Source organism: Paenibacillus sp. FSL R5-0928 (genome assembly GCF_037970385.1).
Taxonomy (GTDB): domain Bacteria; phylum Bacillota; class Bacilli; order Paenibacillales; family Paenibacillaceae; genus Paenibacillus_AQ; species Paenibacillus_AQ odorifer.
Map to the genome: position 1 here is coordinate 5,561,546 of NZ_CP150225.1, position 15,695 is coordinate 5,577,240.

The 15,695-nt window shown below is 46.2% G+C and carries 19 protein-coding genes; all 19 read right to left on the reverse strand.

Going from position 1 to position 15,695, the window contains the following annotated elements; genetic code table 11:
- Positions 1 to 333, reverse strand: a complete 333-nt coding sequence (locus MKZ16_RS25145; protein WP_076106910.1) for a GPW/gp25 family protein — start codon at positions 331 to 333, stop codon at positions 1 to 3.
- Positions 330 to 749, reverse strand: coding sequence for a phage tail protein (locus MKZ16_RS25150; RefSeq protein ID WP_256715544.1), 420 nt, complete (start codon positions 747 to 749; stop codon positions 330 to 332). The genes MKZ16_RS25145 and MKZ16_RS25150 overlap by 4 nt, the downstream gene beginning before the upstream one ends.
- A 3-nt stretch (positions 750 to 752) precedes the next feature.
- On the reverse strand, positions 753 to 1,139 hold the full coding sequence (locus MKZ16_RS25155; RefSeq protein ID WP_076106912.1) for a hypothetical protein: 387 nt from the start codon (positions 1,137 to 1,139) through the stop codon (positions 753 to 755).
- A gap of 1 nt (position 1,140) precedes the next feature.
- The gene (locus MKZ16_RS25160; protein WP_339814855.1) at positions 1,141 to 2,172 is read right to left on the reverse strand and encodes a late control protein; all 1,032 of its coding nucleotides are present in this window, start codon (positions 2,170 to 2,172) and stop codon (positions 1,141 to 1,143) included.
- Complete coding sequence (locus MKZ16_RS25165) at positions 2,163 to 2,384, reverse strand: tail protein X (RefSeq protein WP_076103656.1); 222 nt, start codon at positions 2,382 to 2,384, stop codon at positions 2,163 to 2,165. Before MKZ16_RS25165 ends, MKZ16_RS25160 begins: the two co-directional genes overlap by 10 nt.
- Positions 2,381 to 5,161 (reverse strand): phage tail tape measure protein, encoded by a 2,781-nt coding sequence (locus tag MKZ16_RS25170; RefSeq protein WP_339814857.1) that lies wholly within the window; start codon positions 5,159 to 5,161, stop codon positions 2,381 to 2,383. Before MKZ16_RS25170 ends, MKZ16_RS25165 begins: the two co-directional genes overlap by 4 nt.
- Before the next feature lie 302 nt (positions 5,162 to 5,463).
- On the reverse strand, positions 5,464 to 5,772 hold the full coding sequence (locus tag MKZ16_RS25175; protein WP_076106933.1) for a hypothetical protein: 309 nt from the start codon (positions 5,770 to 5,772) through the stop codon (positions 5,464 to 5,466).
- Between the two features lie 42 nt (positions 5,773 to 5,814).
- On the reverse strand, positions 5,815 to 6,333 hold the full coding sequence (locus MKZ16_RS25180) for a phage major tail tube protein (protein ID WP_076106931.1): 519 nt from the start codon (positions 6,331 to 6,333) through the stop codon (positions 5,815 to 5,817).
- A gap of 15 nt (positions 6,334 to 6,348) precedes the next feature.
- On the reverse strand, positions 6,349 to 7,797 hold the full coding sequence (locus MKZ16_RS25185; RefSeq protein WP_339814860.1) for a phage tail sheath family protein: 1,449 nt from the start codon (positions 7,795 to 7,797) through the stop codon (positions 6,349 to 6,351).
- A 4-nt stretch (positions 7,798 to 7,801) separates the two neighbouring features.
- Entirely contained in the window at positions 7,802 to 8,107 is a 306-nt protein-coding gene (locus tag MKZ16_RS25190) for a hypothetical protein (protein WP_339814862.1), read from the reverse strand.
- Positions 8,104 to 8,538 carry a hypothetical protein gene (locus MKZ16_RS25195; protein ID WP_339814864.1) on the reverse strand — a complete coding sequence of 145 codons (435 nt, stop codon included), beginning with the start codon at positions 8,536 to 8,538 and terminating at the stop codon, positions 8,104 to 8,106. Before MKZ16_RS25195 ends, MKZ16_RS25190 begins: the two co-directional genes overlap by 4 nt.
- A complete protein-coding gene (locus MKZ16_RS25200) occupies positions 8,535 to 9,104 on the reverse strand; it encodes a phage tail protein (RefSeq protein WP_076107130.1) in 570 nt (189 codons plus the stop codon). Before MKZ16_RS25200 ends, MKZ16_RS25195 begins: the two co-directional genes overlap by 4 nt.
- Positions 9,101 to 9,427 carry a hypothetical protein gene (locus tag MKZ16_RS25205; RefSeq protein ID WP_143759116.1) on the reverse strand — a complete coding sequence of 109 codons (327 nt, stop codon included), beginning with the start codon at positions 9,425 to 9,427 and terminating at the stop codon, positions 9,101 to 9,103. Before MKZ16_RS25205 ends, MKZ16_RS25200 begins: the two co-directional genes overlap by 4 nt.
- Positions 9,408 to 9,611 carry a hypothetical protein gene (locus tag MKZ16_RS25210; RefSeq protein ID WP_076107134.1) on the reverse strand — a complete coding sequence of 68 codons (204 nt, stop codon included), beginning with the start codon at positions 9,609 to 9,611 and terminating at the stop codon, positions 9,408 to 9,410. The genes MKZ16_RS25205 and MKZ16_RS25210 overlap by 20 nt, the downstream gene beginning before the upstream one ends.
- The gene (locus MKZ16_RS25215; RefSeq protein ID WP_339814869.1) at positions 9,611 to 11,656 is read right to left on the reverse strand and encodes a prohead protease/major capsid protein fusion protein; all 2,046 of its coding nucleotides are present in this window, start codon (positions 11,654 to 11,656) and stop codon (positions 9,611 to 9,613) included. The genes MKZ16_RS25210 and MKZ16_RS25215 overlap by 1 nt, the downstream gene beginning before the upstream one ends.
- Entirely contained in the window at positions 11,604 to 13,049 is a 1,446-nt protein-coding gene (locus MKZ16_RS25220) for a phage portal protein (RefSeq protein ID WP_339814871.1), read from the reverse strand. Before MKZ16_RS25220 ends, MKZ16_RS25215 begins: the two co-directional genes overlap by 53 nt.
- Positions 13,050 to 13,116: 67 nt before the next feature.
- On the reverse strand, positions 13,117 to 13,350 hold the full coding sequence (locus tag MKZ16_RS25225) for a hypothetical protein (protein WP_339814873.1): 234 nt from the start codon (positions 13,348 to 13,350) through the stop codon (positions 13,117 to 13,119).
- Positions 13,341 to 15,161, reverse strand: coding sequence for a terminase gpA endonuclease subunit (locus tag MKZ16_RS25230; RefSeq protein ID WP_339814875.1), 1,821 nt, complete (start codon positions 15,159 to 15,161; stop codon positions 13,341 to 13,343). The genes MKZ16_RS25225 and MKZ16_RS25230 overlap by 10 nt, the downstream gene beginning before the upstream one ends.
- Positions 15,139 to 15,510: a hypothetical protein gene (locus MKZ16_RS25235; RefSeq protein WP_339814876.1), complete on the reverse strand. Its 372-nt coding sequence runs from the start codon at positions 15,508 to 15,510 to the stop codon at positions 15,139 to 15,141. The genes MKZ16_RS25230 and MKZ16_RS25235 overlap by 23 nt, the downstream gene beginning before the upstream one ends.
- Positions 15,511 to 15,695 lie beyond the last annotated feature (185 nt).

The following is a 15,695-nucleotide window of genomic DNA, read 5'->3' on the forward strand; positions in this document are numbered from 1 at the left end:
TTACGTTACCTCCTCTGTCAGTGTGTAACTCACTACAACCGCTACACGCCCTGTCAAAGCGTCCGTGATTTTTCCGTTAAAAGATACATCAATGAGTTGCGCTCGCGGTTCCTGCTCAGCAATAGCAGTGTAAATCTCACCAGTTAATCTTGCTTGTGCGATTTGATAAGGCTCATCAACTAAACTGTAGTCGATCCCAATATCTCGTGCCAGTGGTGCGCTACCGAGAGGAGTGGATAATATTGTTCGGATGTTCTGAGCCACTTCCTCCGCTTTGCTCACTGGCGCAAAATTGATTGTTGATGGCTGAGTCATATCAACGGTATAGATCATTTCACATACTCCTCCAGCGTAATGTTCACGTTTGATGTGAGAACATTACCAATGTTGTCCAGGGTTTCCCAAGCTTGAGACATGTCTGTAATTATCCAAAGCCCAGTTCCTACACCCTTACGTCCAATTATCAACGGTAGCGCCTTGCCTGCCCTACCCAACTCAGTAAGTCGGTCCAGCTCTTTTCGGGGATTCAGTCCGAGCCGCGCATCTAACTGCACCGAAAACGACACCGAGTCAATTCCCGGTCCTAGCCACTCCTTTTTAGGCTTTTTGCCGATGATATCATGCTGTGCCCAACGTCCAGCAGTATTACGAGTGAACTCGTCAATCGTTCGCGTAGCTCCTTCTGAAACAACGAAAGTCACTGGACCAAGACTGCCAATCTTGGACATTACATAATTTTGGCTTCCCATGTCTTACCCTCCACTCGTTATCTTGCCAGTTACGGTTAGATTACCATCAATCTTTACGCCGCTAACTGCTTTGAGGTTAAGAGTCTTAGTTGCACGGTCATAGTAGGCGTAGCTACCGTCTTCAAACCATATACCCCGCTGATCTATTGTCCCAGGTGCCTTTTCCTCTGATCCGTAATAAGTGCCTAGACAATAGCCTGAACTACGGCTGTTATCCAAAAAGACACATAGTACAGTTTCTCCAGGTTGCGGTACGGCGTTCCCACGTCCCCAGCCTCCCTGCTGAATAATAGGAAGCTCACCAGATACCAAATCATCACGATCTGGGAAGGCGACTCTCACACTGCCAGTTGCTGCATCTGATGTCGATACTTGACCAATCACAATCATACTACCACCCCAATACCTTTCTGATTTCCAAATCACTTGTGAAACCACTACCGCCTATAGCATGATTGACTGATACGATAATATATTTACCATCAAATCGCCCCCAACCCTTTATGTTGATCGTCAGACCTGCTGCCATGCGGATATCACCCATAAGGCTTAAAGTCCCTCTTCCCGCCTCCTTGTTTTTCTCTCGCAGTCTTTTTCGACCTAACTTGAGCGCTGCTGCTTGAGAATCTGCTTGCTCGTTAATCTTTAGTATAGGCCCTCTTTTGGGGGCTCCCGGCGGTGTATAGGTCACTTTTACAGTCTTTTTAGACTTACTATCTGTATAAGACACTTCACACGCGCGATAAGCTGTATAAGCCGTTCCCCATGAGAATCCATAACCTTTTACGTTATCCTCTCCGCGTATAATCGTTGCAATTGCTTGTTTTTTCTCATAAACAGACTCATCGAAGAGCACAAGAGATCCGTTAGATACTTTAATCGCAATTCCTTCCTTCGTCGCTGTTTCTAACAGAAAAGCAAGATCAGATAGTTGAGACTGCTCAAGCCGATCATAGGAAGGATTATCTATAGCTTCATAAAGAAGCTTCAGCCCTGCACTTTTTGCAACCTGCGTAGCGACTGTCTTCAACGCTACCTTTTCCCAACTTCGTGAACGTTTTTCTTGCCTAATATCCGAACTGACAGGCAATGATATAGCTTTAATAGCTACTGTATCTGGTGGTCCCTTAAAATCAAAAGAATCAACTTCAAATGAGCCAAGGGGAAGTTTTTTAATCTCGCCCGGACCATCCCAGTTGATTGTGCGAATCTCACCTGTAATCCGATCACCTTCAGTCGGTGACCAAGGGCCCTGCCAGTTCCGTTCTCTGTCTTCCAAAGTAATAGAGAGATTATCAAGCGTACCTGGAGCCGCATCGTTAAACTGAAAATCAGTTAATGCTTTGGCGATGTCCTTCGTAACATCCTTGCCGTTGTATGATAACACTAGCACTGCTCTACGAGCGTCTTGCATTAGTTCCATATATAGTTCTCCCTACGCCACGGAGGAAGCGTCTCAGAGGCATCTGCTGGCATATCTGGCACAACTAAGATTACATTTCCTGAAAACACAACAGTTCCTACATGCTCGGGATTTGCGTTAATAAGCAATGTCATTAACTTTTCATTCTTGTACAACTTAAAAGCGATACCATCCCAGGTATCGCCTTGAAGGGTTCTATATGTGGTGGTCATTGAAAACTCACCCGCCTTTGCTGTTGAACGATTTCATTTAAGCGCCGCTCCAAAGCGTTATTCGCTTGCTTTATCGCATCGTTTACCGATTGCATGATGGATGGATCGACCCCTGGGATGGTAATCGCCGGAGCGTTGTTCACCTGAATTACCGTTTCACCTGAGTTACTGTTATAACCCATTAAATCATTAGCCATATCGAGTAAGGAGCGAGATCGTTGCTTATTGTTAATTGGGATTGCGATTTCTGGACCAGCCTCACCAAAAATACTAGGCTTTGTCGCAATACCTCCTTCCGCATATTGATCCATTCGAAATTGTTTAGGCAATAGAGAATTTGTTATATCTGTTACGTTTTTGGATGCTTCCGGCAAGTATTGACCAGTATGTTTGTACAAAAATTCGATGTTTATTTTTTTCTCCGAAGGAATCAAATTCATTTGGTCATTAAGATCTTTAGCCGCAGAAACTGATTGATCAAACTTGGCCTTTCCTTCGTCAGCTAAAATTCCAAATTTCTGTGCATATTCCCCTAACGTCCCCCCCAGATTTAACTCTATTAATTGCCTTTGCTTATCGTAGAGTTCCTGGTAACTCTGCTTTGTGTCATCTAATTCTTTGGATGCGGTTATTAAAGTATCAAGAGCATCTACTTGCTCTGAAGCTAATTGGTTAGCGTAGGAATCTAATCCATTCAAGTCTGTTGAGCTATTGATAAATATGCCAACTGCTTCGCCAGCTTCCTTCGCCTTCTGAACCAACTCATCAATTTGTTTTTTCTGTTCTTCAGTTCCGGGCATCATCATTAATCGCTCAAACTGCTCTGAGTATTCTTTAAACTTAGGTATAGCCTCAGATATGGCATCAGTTTGGGCTTCTGCAGCAGCGACTTGATTTTCCAAATCTTTAATTAAATTTGTAGTATCGGGTAACTTTTGTTCAGCTTCAGCAATTTCCTTTTCAAGCTGTAATTTTGCTAACTTTTCATCGGCATCAGCTATTTCTTTAGCGAGACCCGCCTTTTCACGAAGCTTTCCATTCTCAATATCATATTGACTAATAGTTGTCGGATGCAGCTCCTGCAATTTTTTTGTTATTTCTTCCATTCTCTCTTGCTGTGCTGCCAACTCTTCAGAACTATTTGCGCTGTTACCTATTTTTTGGGATAACTGATCATATTCCCATATTAGTTCATTTGTAAGCTTAGCCTTATCCTTTGTTTCCTGGTACTGTTCACCTGTCTCTTTGAGTGTTTCGCCCATATGAATTAGTTCTTGTCTTGCGTTCTCCTGATGTTTCTTATAAGCCAAAACACCTAAAGAAAGAGCAGCTACACCAGTAACAGCAAGTCCAACAGGATTAGTTAATAGCGCCAAAGCTTTTGTGAAGCCTCCTGCAGCCCCTCCAGCTCCGTCAGCCGCTGTCGTAATTGTCCCAAAACCCTTAACGATTTTGGTTACAGACTTACCAATCAACGCCGCTGGTGCTGCAAGTGCAATGGCTTTTAATATTTCGGTATTATCGCCCATCCAGTCAGCAATACCTTGAAGTGCTGGCATTAAGTCCTCACCGATTGGAATTACAAGCTCAGTCATGAGTTGCCTTCCCACTGCCTGAAAGTCTTTGCTTAAGGTATCGTATTTAACCTTAGCTACCTCTTCCATCGTTTCTTTAGTCATATCAAACTGTTTGCGAGCTGTTCCTAAAGCAAGGACCGTTTTGGATTCCATATCCTCAAACTGCGTCCCAAATAAAGCAACCGCGATTTGACTACGGTAGATAGGATCTTCGATTTCTTCCAGCTTTACAATGATCTCTTCCATGGCTTGGCGTCCAGTAATCGAACCATCAGTTATACCGTCAAAGATGCGGTTTCCGCCCCCGAGATATATCTGCAGATCCTTCATCGCCTTTTCTGCAGTAGTTCCACCTTTTGTGAAATCCTTTAGAAGAACTTCTGCAGTTTCCTTACCTTCTTTTTTCATCAGCTCCATGTATTGAGCCGATTTTTTCCCGCCTTTAACAAATGCTGTGACCCACTCATTGATATCTTCCGGCGCAAACAGAGCATATATAGCATCGTTTGTAGATTTTGAACCATCTTTAATCCGGATCCCGAACTCCTTTACAACGTCACCGACTTTATCCAGATTAAAAGCGCCGTTTTCAAGCCCTGCTGCAAATACATCAAACATTCCTTCGGCATCATAACCAAGAGTTTTAAAGTAGACACTGTACTCATTGGCTGTATCAATCAGTTCGTCAGACTTATTAAGTCCATTTTGCGCTCCTTGAGCCAAGAGGTTGTATGCTTGCTCTGAGGTTACACCAAAGTTTCTCATCATTGTGTCTGATGCCTTGATACTTTGAGTAATATCCTCACCAAACACATCTCTAAACACAATAGCGTTCTTAGTCATACTTTCTAACTCATCACCCGTAGCCTGTGACACTTGCCGAACTGTTGCAAGGGCAGCACCCAGGTCGTTGAAATCCTCGCCAAGACGATCATTATAAAGGGATTCAGCGCTGTCCTTCATCACAAGCATTTCTTCTGCAGTTACACCAGTTGCAGCCTGAAGCTGAGCCATAGCATCAGACTGATCAGCAATGGTTCCTACGATATTTTGCATACCGCCAGCAGCACCTTGAATCAAGGCAAATGCTCCTGTATACTCCCCCACTTGTCGTAGTGTATCACCAAAGCCACCAGCACTGTCCCTCAAATCTCGTAAAGAATCATCTGCTCGATCTGCATCACGCCTTACATCGTCCAAATCTCCTCGCCGAGACATTTCCCTTAATGCGCGTTCTAGTTCCTCAATATGGCGCTCAGCGTTGCCCATGGATTGACGGAATGAGGGATCCATGAGTCCATTTAGCCGAAAGGCAATATCATATTCTCTACTTCTTCCTGCCACGGTCTATTTACTCCCCTTCCGTTTCCGTAATCTATTTACCCGCTCCACCGAGTCCCTGAGTTCATCAAGTGGCAAGCTCAAATAGTAAGAGACTGGTGTATAGGTAATCATGGCTAAAGAGACAGCGAGGTCTTTAATTCCCTCACTGTCTCCACAGCCTACAGCAGCAAAAAATTTCTAGCCCTCAATGTCAACGCAGTAAAATCCTTTGCTTTGGATGCAAGAACTAAGCTAACGTGCACACCAGCAGCCTTAGCAACTACATATGCTTGGTATACCTTGTCTAACTCAGGAGAAAAGGACATAGCGCCTTTCTGTTCTGCGCGATATTGCCGATCACACGCGATAATATCGTTTCCTGACATATCATCGAAATTAAGGGTAATTTCTTTAACCTCTTGCCCTTCAAATGTAAAGGGTTTGGCAAAGGTATAAACCTCTGCCGCAACCTGCGTTTCTTCTGACATTTCGTTTCCTCCTCAAATTCCCAAGCGTTTGGGATTTATGATTTACAATGCTAGATTAGCACGTGTTTGAGCCATGTAATCTCTTCCAAGCACCTTGAAAATGTAGTTTAATTTATCAATTTCAAGGATCTCCTCGTTATCTATCAAAACTTTAAGATAAGTAATCGAGAATGCGGTTGTCGAACTCATAGCCGTTGCAGCTTCAAGCCCCCCTAGTCCACCACTCAACGGACGTCCGCGAACAGTAATTTTAAGTGCCGATTCCTTATACTCATTCGTGGCAGTATCGAATTGTTGAATGGAGGCTCGAAGGTCAAGAGCATGAACGACCGGAGCTAAGAGTTTTAGAGAAGCTTTCTCCACGACATTCCAGTTCAGCGTAAGCGTCATTGCGCTGGTCTGTCCTGGGGATGGAGCGTCGATTTCCCCAGAAATTCCGGCTCCCTTAATCGTTTCAGACAGGAACGAAATTTCAGGAAGGTCAGCCGTAGCTGTCCCTAAGTATTCCGTTCCGCTCAAAAACACGGAATAGTCTATAACCCGTTCAGATCTTTTTGGCATGTGTGCTTCTCCTTTCTACGCTGCGTACATTGCAGCTAGGTAAGTTGTGTCATATTCAAGCAAGAAATCAATTTCCTGTGCTGGTCCTGGCGGCGTAATATATACATGGAAAGCGATTTTCCCAGACATCAAGCTCGTTACAGGATTCTCGGATTCAAGAAATTCAACGCGTGCACCTAGTAACGCACCAGATGCTGAAAGCCCATTTAGCCAAATGTTAGCCGAATCCGTTACAGCAGCGATCAGGCGCTTATTCATCGGGTCATCAACCTTTTGCATGTAGGTCAGAATCAGGCTATTTCCAACCCAGTTAAACATACGGCGAATCGGGATAAAACTATCTTTTGGATCTGTTACACCTGGAAACGCTCCGGTATAGTTACCCCAAGACTTCCAACCGCTTACTCCAAGATTCAATGCAGTCATTATGCCTAGACTGTTAAGATAACTAGCTTGATCAATCCCCAGAAAAATGTCTTTTCCGCTAGCTAGTGCAGTTCCATCCGCTTGAAGTGATTTATTCGATGGAGAGGCAAACGGAATACCTCCATTTGCCGCGTCTGTCGCTGCAATTAGTCCGGCAAGTTGAGTAGAGTAATGAAAAACCTTATCTCCCAGCGTAAGTAGAGGGTAGGCTGGAATTTGTAATGGTCCAGTATAATTGTTGTCCGACTTCCAAACTCCTGCGTCAGTGTATGGCTGTGCTGGGTCAATGTCGGCCAAAGCCATAGTCTTAAAATTGCCGTTAATGTTACCTGATTTTGCTTTCATCACGGCTGCCACTGTTGGTTTATGTGACCAACCCGGAGCAACCAGCAAATCAGGTAGAATACCAAAGCGTGGGTATACCTGATTCACTAATTCAAATCCAGTATAGGAACCGTCAAGCGTTACCCCACCAATAATGTCGTCTGCATCAACAGCTGAAGGGTTCAGTTTGTCATACCCCACTTGCAATGATGCAATTGCTGCCCCGATATCACCACTTGCCTTGGTGGTGATAACCACATGCCCAGCGTCATCAAAAGCCGCTGTATAATCTTTATCTTTGAGAAAGGTTTTGGTCCCATCCGAGGACTTAACAGTCAGTGTTAGAAGCATTACGCCGCTGACAGGTAATGTAGCCACTCGGTTTGCAACGGTTATAGCAGCCGGCTCTACTGTTGTCTTGTGTGTGGCTGGGTCAAGCACGTTGACCAGGATCATTGGAGCCATCGCATACAAAGCAAAATGTGAGTAAATAAGTTCGCATAGCGTGTAATCCTTCCAATTGTCCGAGTAACCAAGCGCTGCTACTGCCTCTGCATACGTATGGACAAGTACGGGAGTGTTCGCTGGCACCGCTGCTGACGCCAGAGTGATAGGCGCTGTACCTACTGCGAATGGAATACCACTGCTCGCCTGTGTTGGAGCGAGTACAGATGTAGCTTGCTCTATAATGCTTACACCGTGTTTAAATGCCATCGCTTTAGTTCTCTCCTTTCAAAATCGTTTGATAGGCTACATATTCAGCTGTACCAGTTTTGCCAATGCGTTCTTGTACCTCCGACATAATGTCTACTGGCACAATTAATTCTTCTACATCCGGCAGCTCCTCAAGTAGTGGTTTTAAATACTCCGGAATACCACCACGAAATACGGTGGATTGTAGCAGACGTCCACCTGGGAGATTCGGACCTAAATAAATGCAGGTAGGACTCTGCTTCTCTACCTTTACAGACGCTTTAGGTGCGCTCTCAGGTTTACTCTTGGCTGCTTCTTTAACATCACTCATAAGTGTTTAACCTCCTGTCTAATTTGCGGAAGTGTCCATGTTGTCACCGCTTGGCAAATCCATTGCGGTTCCGGCTGGTCCTCTAAAAACTGCCACTTCCAATTCGATTCAATCCGGAATTTTTTATCTATAACCCGTTGCCTCATCAGCAATATACGGACCCGCTCCATGAGGTTCAGCACATCAACAAAGCCGGAATCATCATCGGACTGTGTCCCGAACAACAATTTAACTTGAACTCGACTTTCGTCGTTATCACCGTCACCATCCATGGGGCGAACAATGATAAGAGGGAATACCGGATCATTCCGATTTTCTGCCGTCTTACTTGGCAACGCGCCAAGATGCACTGCTGGAATGGTAGCAGCATCGTCAGCCAGCTCTTTAATCAAAAAATCCTTTATTGCCATCATCAACATAACTGGCGTCATGACGTTCCACCTCCTAAACGGCGGTTAAGCTCATGCTCCAGCCGTTTGTCCATTTCTTCTATGGCCACATTCTCCAGATGCTCAGTAACTTCTAAATTATTGAGCATGACTGGCACTGCCGGACCATATAATTCCTCCACGGGTAGGCGCCGACGTGCGCTACGTCGGAAAACTCCGATATGCCCGTTTCTCATACGAGCGAGAAACGCACCATCCACCTTCTTGTTACCTCCTGCACGCTTAACCGCAGCTTTTAAGGCACGCGGACGTTTAGAGGAAAGTGCCTTAGGATTTGTTTTGAACTGCAACAAAGGAATGTTACCGCCCTTCCAGCGGAGTTCACTGGATAGATTACTGACGCTGCCCCGCTTAAGCACCACCTGATCTGTAACCGCCTTGGACTTCACAATGTACGTTTCCTTTGCTTTGCGGCCAGATTCAGTTTTTAGACGTTGAGAGGTCCGATTGAGCGCCGAATAAAAGGATTTGCGTACATCCGTATCCAATGACCCCACCCTTCTTAGTGCCTCTCGGATGCCTCTTGCCTCTGCCTGAACATCTATCATGCAATGTTCGCCTCCAATGAGATCGTAAGCATGCCCATATCGTCACCTACGCGGTCCACGCGGTACCGCTGACCGTTAATAACCATCATTTCGTTAGGCTCTGGGATGTACCCTAATTCTGCCTCACTCACATATAGCACATGAGTAACCAAAGATACCCCCTCGGCATATGCCAGGGGGTGATCACTGTTGATGGCTTGATCAAGTACAGCAGTAACTTCTTTTTTGTCGATAACAAAAGTGTCTGCAAATTCTTCGCCGTTAAGGAACACGCCGATATCTTGGGAAACGTAATCTTTGAAGCTAACCACGTTTAGATCCACGCTGTGATTTTGAGTCTTCAGACAAAGCATCTACTTCGTCCTCCGGTTTTTCTTCTTCGCGCTCTTCCAGATGCCCCATTTCTTGTAGCTGCTGAGTGAGTTCCAAAGGTAAACGTCCCCTAACATCTTCACCTACTTCAAACAATCTGCCCCCATAGTTTAGTGGTTCTTTTAAAATCAACACTATTCTCCACCCCCTGGAGCTACGCCAGCATTTTTAAACAAACCTCGGGAATCCAGCAGCGTTACACCGTAATCAAAATAGATACGGAAATCCATACCCAACCGATCAAAAGGAATGTCTGTTTCTAGGGTCGGTTCCTCTTGACCACGTAGATAAGTTACCTCCACAGTATCTGCAATGTTCGCATCAGCAGCTAGATACCAGGCGGTAGAAGAGTATTGATCCAGCTCCGCATCCACAATCACCTCATACGAATTCCGGAATACGTTAACCACACCGCTATGAGCTCCCGCCGGATCAGCTTCAGAACGCAAGTATTGTACGGCTGCAGTCTCCAACTCTGCTGGAGAAAGTAAATACTTTGGAGCGATATTGAGTGTAGAAATGCCCCGCTGATCCTTCTGTGTACGCATTTTTGTGCGGGCTTCACTCATAGAGACAGTATTAATCACGCTTGCCGTCCCCAAGTTATTATGATCTGCATGGAATAGGTTCTTGTTATCAAAAATTAGTGGATTGGATGCCAATAGCTGATAAACAAGTTTGTTTACACCACGCTTAGCCGCAATTACGTAAGCAGCAGGCACCCGGGACAACATGCTCAAATCATCATTAATAAACGCTTCTCGGGTAAAGCCCCACCGTTTGGAGTATGTCAGCACTGCTTTTGTGACCTTTTCGTCTTTCATCGCAGTATCATAAGGGATAACTCCATTTTGCGATGTCAGCTCCAAGTTCCCAGCTTCGGAAATGCGGTAATGTTCTGCTGCCTTGAAATCGGAGTTGCTACCCTTCCCGGTCCAATACTGGAATGTGGTTGGGGCTTCTTGGTACGACTGAGACAACGTTTTATTGGCGGCATTGGAGATAATGCCTTGGAAAGTAGTATCTGGGCTCAGCGCACGCTTCAGCAGTTCTTCATCACGCAGCAGATGTGCTCCAGATTCACCAGCGCGAATCAAGCATTCGACAGCCAGGTCACGCAAGCGCAAACCGCGTAGCTCCATTGCCCCCGCTGCTGGTTTTGAAACTGTACGCGCCGCCCGTAACAACAATGCATCCGTTGCTGCTGCCCGGAACTTGTCTTGATCTTCCGCTCCTACCTGAATGGCTGACCGCTGTGGCGCTTTGTCCGCGATCTGTTTCTGGAGAATCGCATCCTTCACTTTGTCCACGGTGCTGCCGTCTTCAATATATGGTGTTGCGTCCATATCGAAGTTACGGCATAGGGAATTGATTTCTGTGACCCGGGACCGTTCTGCTGTCGCCCCTTGTTGTGCAGATAATGCTGGATCAATTCCAGGCGGCGCAGCTGATCGTTTCCCCTCTCCCTCTGGTGGTGTAGGCGTTCCAGATCCACCACCAATTCCTGCTCCATTATCCGGCGCATGCATTAAACCCTGTGCGGCCAAAGCCAGCATTTTAAGTCCCTTCATTCCTTCATCCTCGCTCTCATTTTGGTTATAACTGCGCCCAACACCAACGGATGGATCTGCCGGAGTTGGTTCTATACTGATTTCAAATGGTTGCCACTTAAGTGCCACGTAAGCTGGCCCAGCATGGCGGCCATTTGCAGACACTTTTCCGGCTTTAACTTCCTCCCATGAAGACACTTCGTACCCTACAGATACTCCCTTGATGATTCCTTTTTTCACCTTCTGGAATACCTTGTCACTGTCCTCATCATCATCAAACTGGACTAATGCCCTTGCCTTACGTTCGTTGTCGTCCACCCATACCTTTTGAATAACTCCAATCGGCATATTGCCGTATCTGGAATTTCGACCATGTGCAAATAACAAAACCCCGACGTCGGTTAACCTCTGTAGGTCAATCGCTCCGGGGTCATGGCTTAAAATCTCACTACCGAAATAGCGTTCATATGGTGCTTCGGACGAGAACGAAAGCTCAGCAGTACGTTCCGCTTCATTAATGCTATCTTTGCTGAAGGTCAGCGTACGAGATAACTGATTCTCAGGCGGTCCAGCAGCTCTATGCAGCGTCGTCGGAAGACTCTTCTTCATCGTCCGGGCTCTCTTTCTCATTAGGTTGTTCCTCCTTTCCTGACCGTTCCCCGATCAGCTCATTAATAAGATTAATCTCTGCGGCACGTTGTACCACCACATCCCGCCAATCCTCACCCCGCTCCGCACAAATACGGGCAAGCGTATCCTGGTTAGAGTCAAGCGCCGTCTTATTGGCGTCTGCTTCCTTTTTGGGATCAATCCAGGTGCTGCCCGGCGGAACCCAAACATGAGCAGTGTAGATGCTCTTGTCCTTCGTGTATCCCGGGAGATCAATCTTCCCTTTCAGGTACATGGATTCCAAAAATTCCAGATATACGGGCCGCAGCACACGATCAATAATCATTTTCTGCAACTTTTTATACAATTTACGATCTTCAATCAGTCCCTGCCGGGCTGAGGAATAATTAACTTGTGACAAATCCCTCGAGACCGCTTCATAACTTAATCCAAGACCGGCGGCAATCATGCGGACCAGCGTCGTAATAAATTCCTTGGTATTGGATGCTTGACCTGTTGGTATGACCGTCTGGACCTCGTCACCTGGATTTAGCTCTCCAATCATTCCGGGAGAAAGCGACACTCCACTGTAATCAATCTCTTGTCCGCCTCCGCTCCGGACACCACGACCCAAGCCACTCTGCGGTGTACTCTTCTTAATAAATACGGACATGCAGGCAAGCACACGCTCTTTAATAGATACAGCTTCAATAAATTGGTTGGCATCCTTGATGCGCGGCAAGGCTGTAACGAGCTTAGATATTTCCCTCACTTGTCGCGGATCGGTCTTCTCGAAAAGAAAAATTACATCTTTTGCCGGGATGCGAACCGTTTCTGCCGGGTTCATAAAATAGCCATCCGATACCTTTTTGAAGTGATAAGCTACCGGACGATTGTAGTCGTCTAGCTCAATTCCCTCTACAATTCGTTCACCCTCACTTGGTTGAACTAATGAATTCAGCTCGTCAACCGATCGGATTTGCAACTTAAATGGATACTCACTGTCCTTGACATAAACTTTGACGATACAAATTCCGCCATCAACATAAAAGCGCCGAATTATCATATCGGCCATCTCTTCCAGCGATTGAGTCCCTGTGATATCAATGTTTTCCGCCTTACAATATTCCTTCCAAAGATCTTCAATGTTCCGATTGATCTCGCCTTGAGTGTTCCCAAGAACAGTATGAGGAACTTTAGCCTGAAGCATGATCCCGGTCCCGGTCACATTACGCTGAAACGCCTGCAGAATCCCCCCAGCAATATCGCTATTGTGTTCTAAATCCTGTGCTCTTGCGCGGATTAAAGCACGTTCTCCCCGCTTCTGCTGTTCATTTGGAGAAGCAGACGGGCTCCAACCTTGATTGAGCCGCCCGCGCCCCCTGCATCGAATACGCTCATCCCATTGCGCCAAGCCAAACGCTTATAGGCCCAACGTGGGCTTACCGTCGCAATAGATCGGTCTAACCAGTTCAGTTTGTTCACCTCCCTTCAAAATAAGCGACACGGAAAATACCACCGCCGCCTTCAATGGCGCTAATTTCTTTTTCTAGCCTTGTCTGCTCTTCATAAAGCCGCCCAAGATCCGGTCGCTTAATACTGCGGCTGCCAATACGATATTCCTGTGCACCACCGAGTATAGCGCTGATTGCCTTTCGCACTTCTACCAGTTGTTCACGGAGCAAAGTTAAACGTTCTTCTTCCGTCATAACCACGAATCACCCCCTTGTAGCCAAGACTTTTTACTCTCTGTCGGCTTCTCTTTCTGAGGCTTGGTTGCCTCTTCCGGCTCTTCATACCGCATATACCGGATTCCCAAACAATCAGCAGCAAAAGCAGCGTACACTTCGCAGTCAAGATAGTGGTTATCGGCATGGGCTGTTTTCGGGCGCCACACCTCTATTTCAACACGCCCCCGCTTCTCCTTGACCTTCTCCTCAGCGGTGACTTGCTCCGCATATTCCAAATCACAATCTTCATATACAAACCATCCACCAGTTTCATCTGGCTTGCGGACCAAACGATTCGAAATGAAATCTTTATAATATCCGCCATCCACCAAGTACAGAGATATGCCATACATCCCCTTTTCCTCCCGGTCAATCTTTGTCAGCTTGTACTTTGCTGGCAATGGATTGTTTGCACCCTTGATAGAAACGGCCCATTCGCTATTTTTAACACAAAAATCATAGGTGTCATCGGCGTTATAACCCGAGTCAACCGCACAAAGGTTGACGAAATACTCCGTTCCGTCCCGGCTGCAATAAGAAATGTTCATCACATCCTCGACTTGTGGCCATGTTTCAACGACACCATGTCGGATATTATGACTTGTCATGCCCTCACTCCAAGCGCGGATCGAATAATAAAAACGATCCTTCTGAACATCCACACCTCCGGTCAGCAAAATAGTCCTGTCTGGAACAATCCCTTCGTCATATCCGCTAGTTTTGTCCAGCACCTTATCGCTATTTAGTTTAATTTGAGTGTTTTCCCAAGGTTCCGCCAGCCAGCTATTAATAAAGTTCATCAGCTCTTCAGGAACGCGTTTGGATGTAATGAATTCAGAAGCAACGTCTCCGAATCTAACCCATGGGCTATATATTGCATTCATCCAAAATCCAGTTTTTCGCTTTCTCATGGTGGAACCTTCCGGTGTTCGCCATTCGCCAGCGCGCAACATGGTTGGCTTGTGTGCATCACGTATAATCCCATTACAGCTTTCACATTCATAATAGGCGGTAGCCTTGATATCCTCCGGTTCAAGCGCCTTGTCAAACCTAATTTGCTTGAACTTGAACGTGTGAAACTGACCGCAGTGCGGACATGGGACGTAGTATTGCAGTTTGACGTCTGCCCCTTCCCATGCTTGCCAGATCGGACCATTACGCAATGTTGGCGTCGAGGTCTGCATGATTTTTTTATTGAAGGGAAAGGTCTTCGTCCGCTCGCGAGCAAGCGATCTCGGGTCAGCTTCTTTACCAGATGTTCGCGGGTACTTATCCACCTCATCCATGAATAAAAACCGAATTGGCCTACTGGAAAGGGATGCAGGGCTGTTCGCCCCAGCGATAACGGCGTACATCCCATCAAACTGCAGCTCCAAATCCTTACTCTGATTGCTGTGGAATCTCTCCTGTAGTGCCGGACTCAGCTCCATCATTGGCTGCAGCCTATTCTCTGATGTGAATTTAGCTAATTCAATATGCGGATAAACGACAAGGGCCGGGTTAGGGTCCTGAGCAACCACGTAACCCAACATGTTATTTAGGCATTCAGTCCCTCCGACCTGCGTAGGTTTAAGGAAAATAATCTCCTCCACGCGAGGATCTGTAAAAGAATCCATGATTCCGCGCAGATATGGTGTCCGATCAGTGGACCATTGCCCCGGTTCAGCAGCACTTTTGCTGTCTAAAACTCTGTACCGATCAGCCCATTCAGAAACTGTTAACTTTTCAGGTGGTCGAAGAACCTGGAAGGCTGATGCCAGCCAATCCGGCCATTTACTTTTTGCCTTTTCTGGCACTGTAAACACCCCTGACGGACATCTGCAGAAGGACTGCATTTGTCGTGTCATTGATGCTTTGTTCAATGACGCGCACCTGATCCGGATCAACGAATGGTGCAATCTCCATTGCAATCCGGCGGCTGTAGCCAGTCATAGAACGCTTCAACGTTGTAAAGAAACGTTGAAGTTCACTGACAACTTCTTCCCGAGGGATATATTCACCCTTGGAAATAGCATTCTTAAGCTCTGCCGCTTCCGCTTGCTGCTCCTTTAATTTCGCTTCATAGTGAAGCTTCTTCCCCGCTGTCGTCTTTGGTGTGGCTTCATCTTCATCCTCGGAATCTGAGGTTCCGCGATAGTTCTGCACCCAATCAAAACACTCTTTTAGAGGGTACCAACCATTGCGGCTTTAGGCATTCCCAACTTGACCCACTGTGCAAGTGTGTTCCGGTGGACCCCAAACAGTTCAGATGTGTACGATGCGCTGATACATAAGGTTTTATCAATCATTTTCACTATGGAATCCAAGCCAAAAACACCCCCTCAAGATGC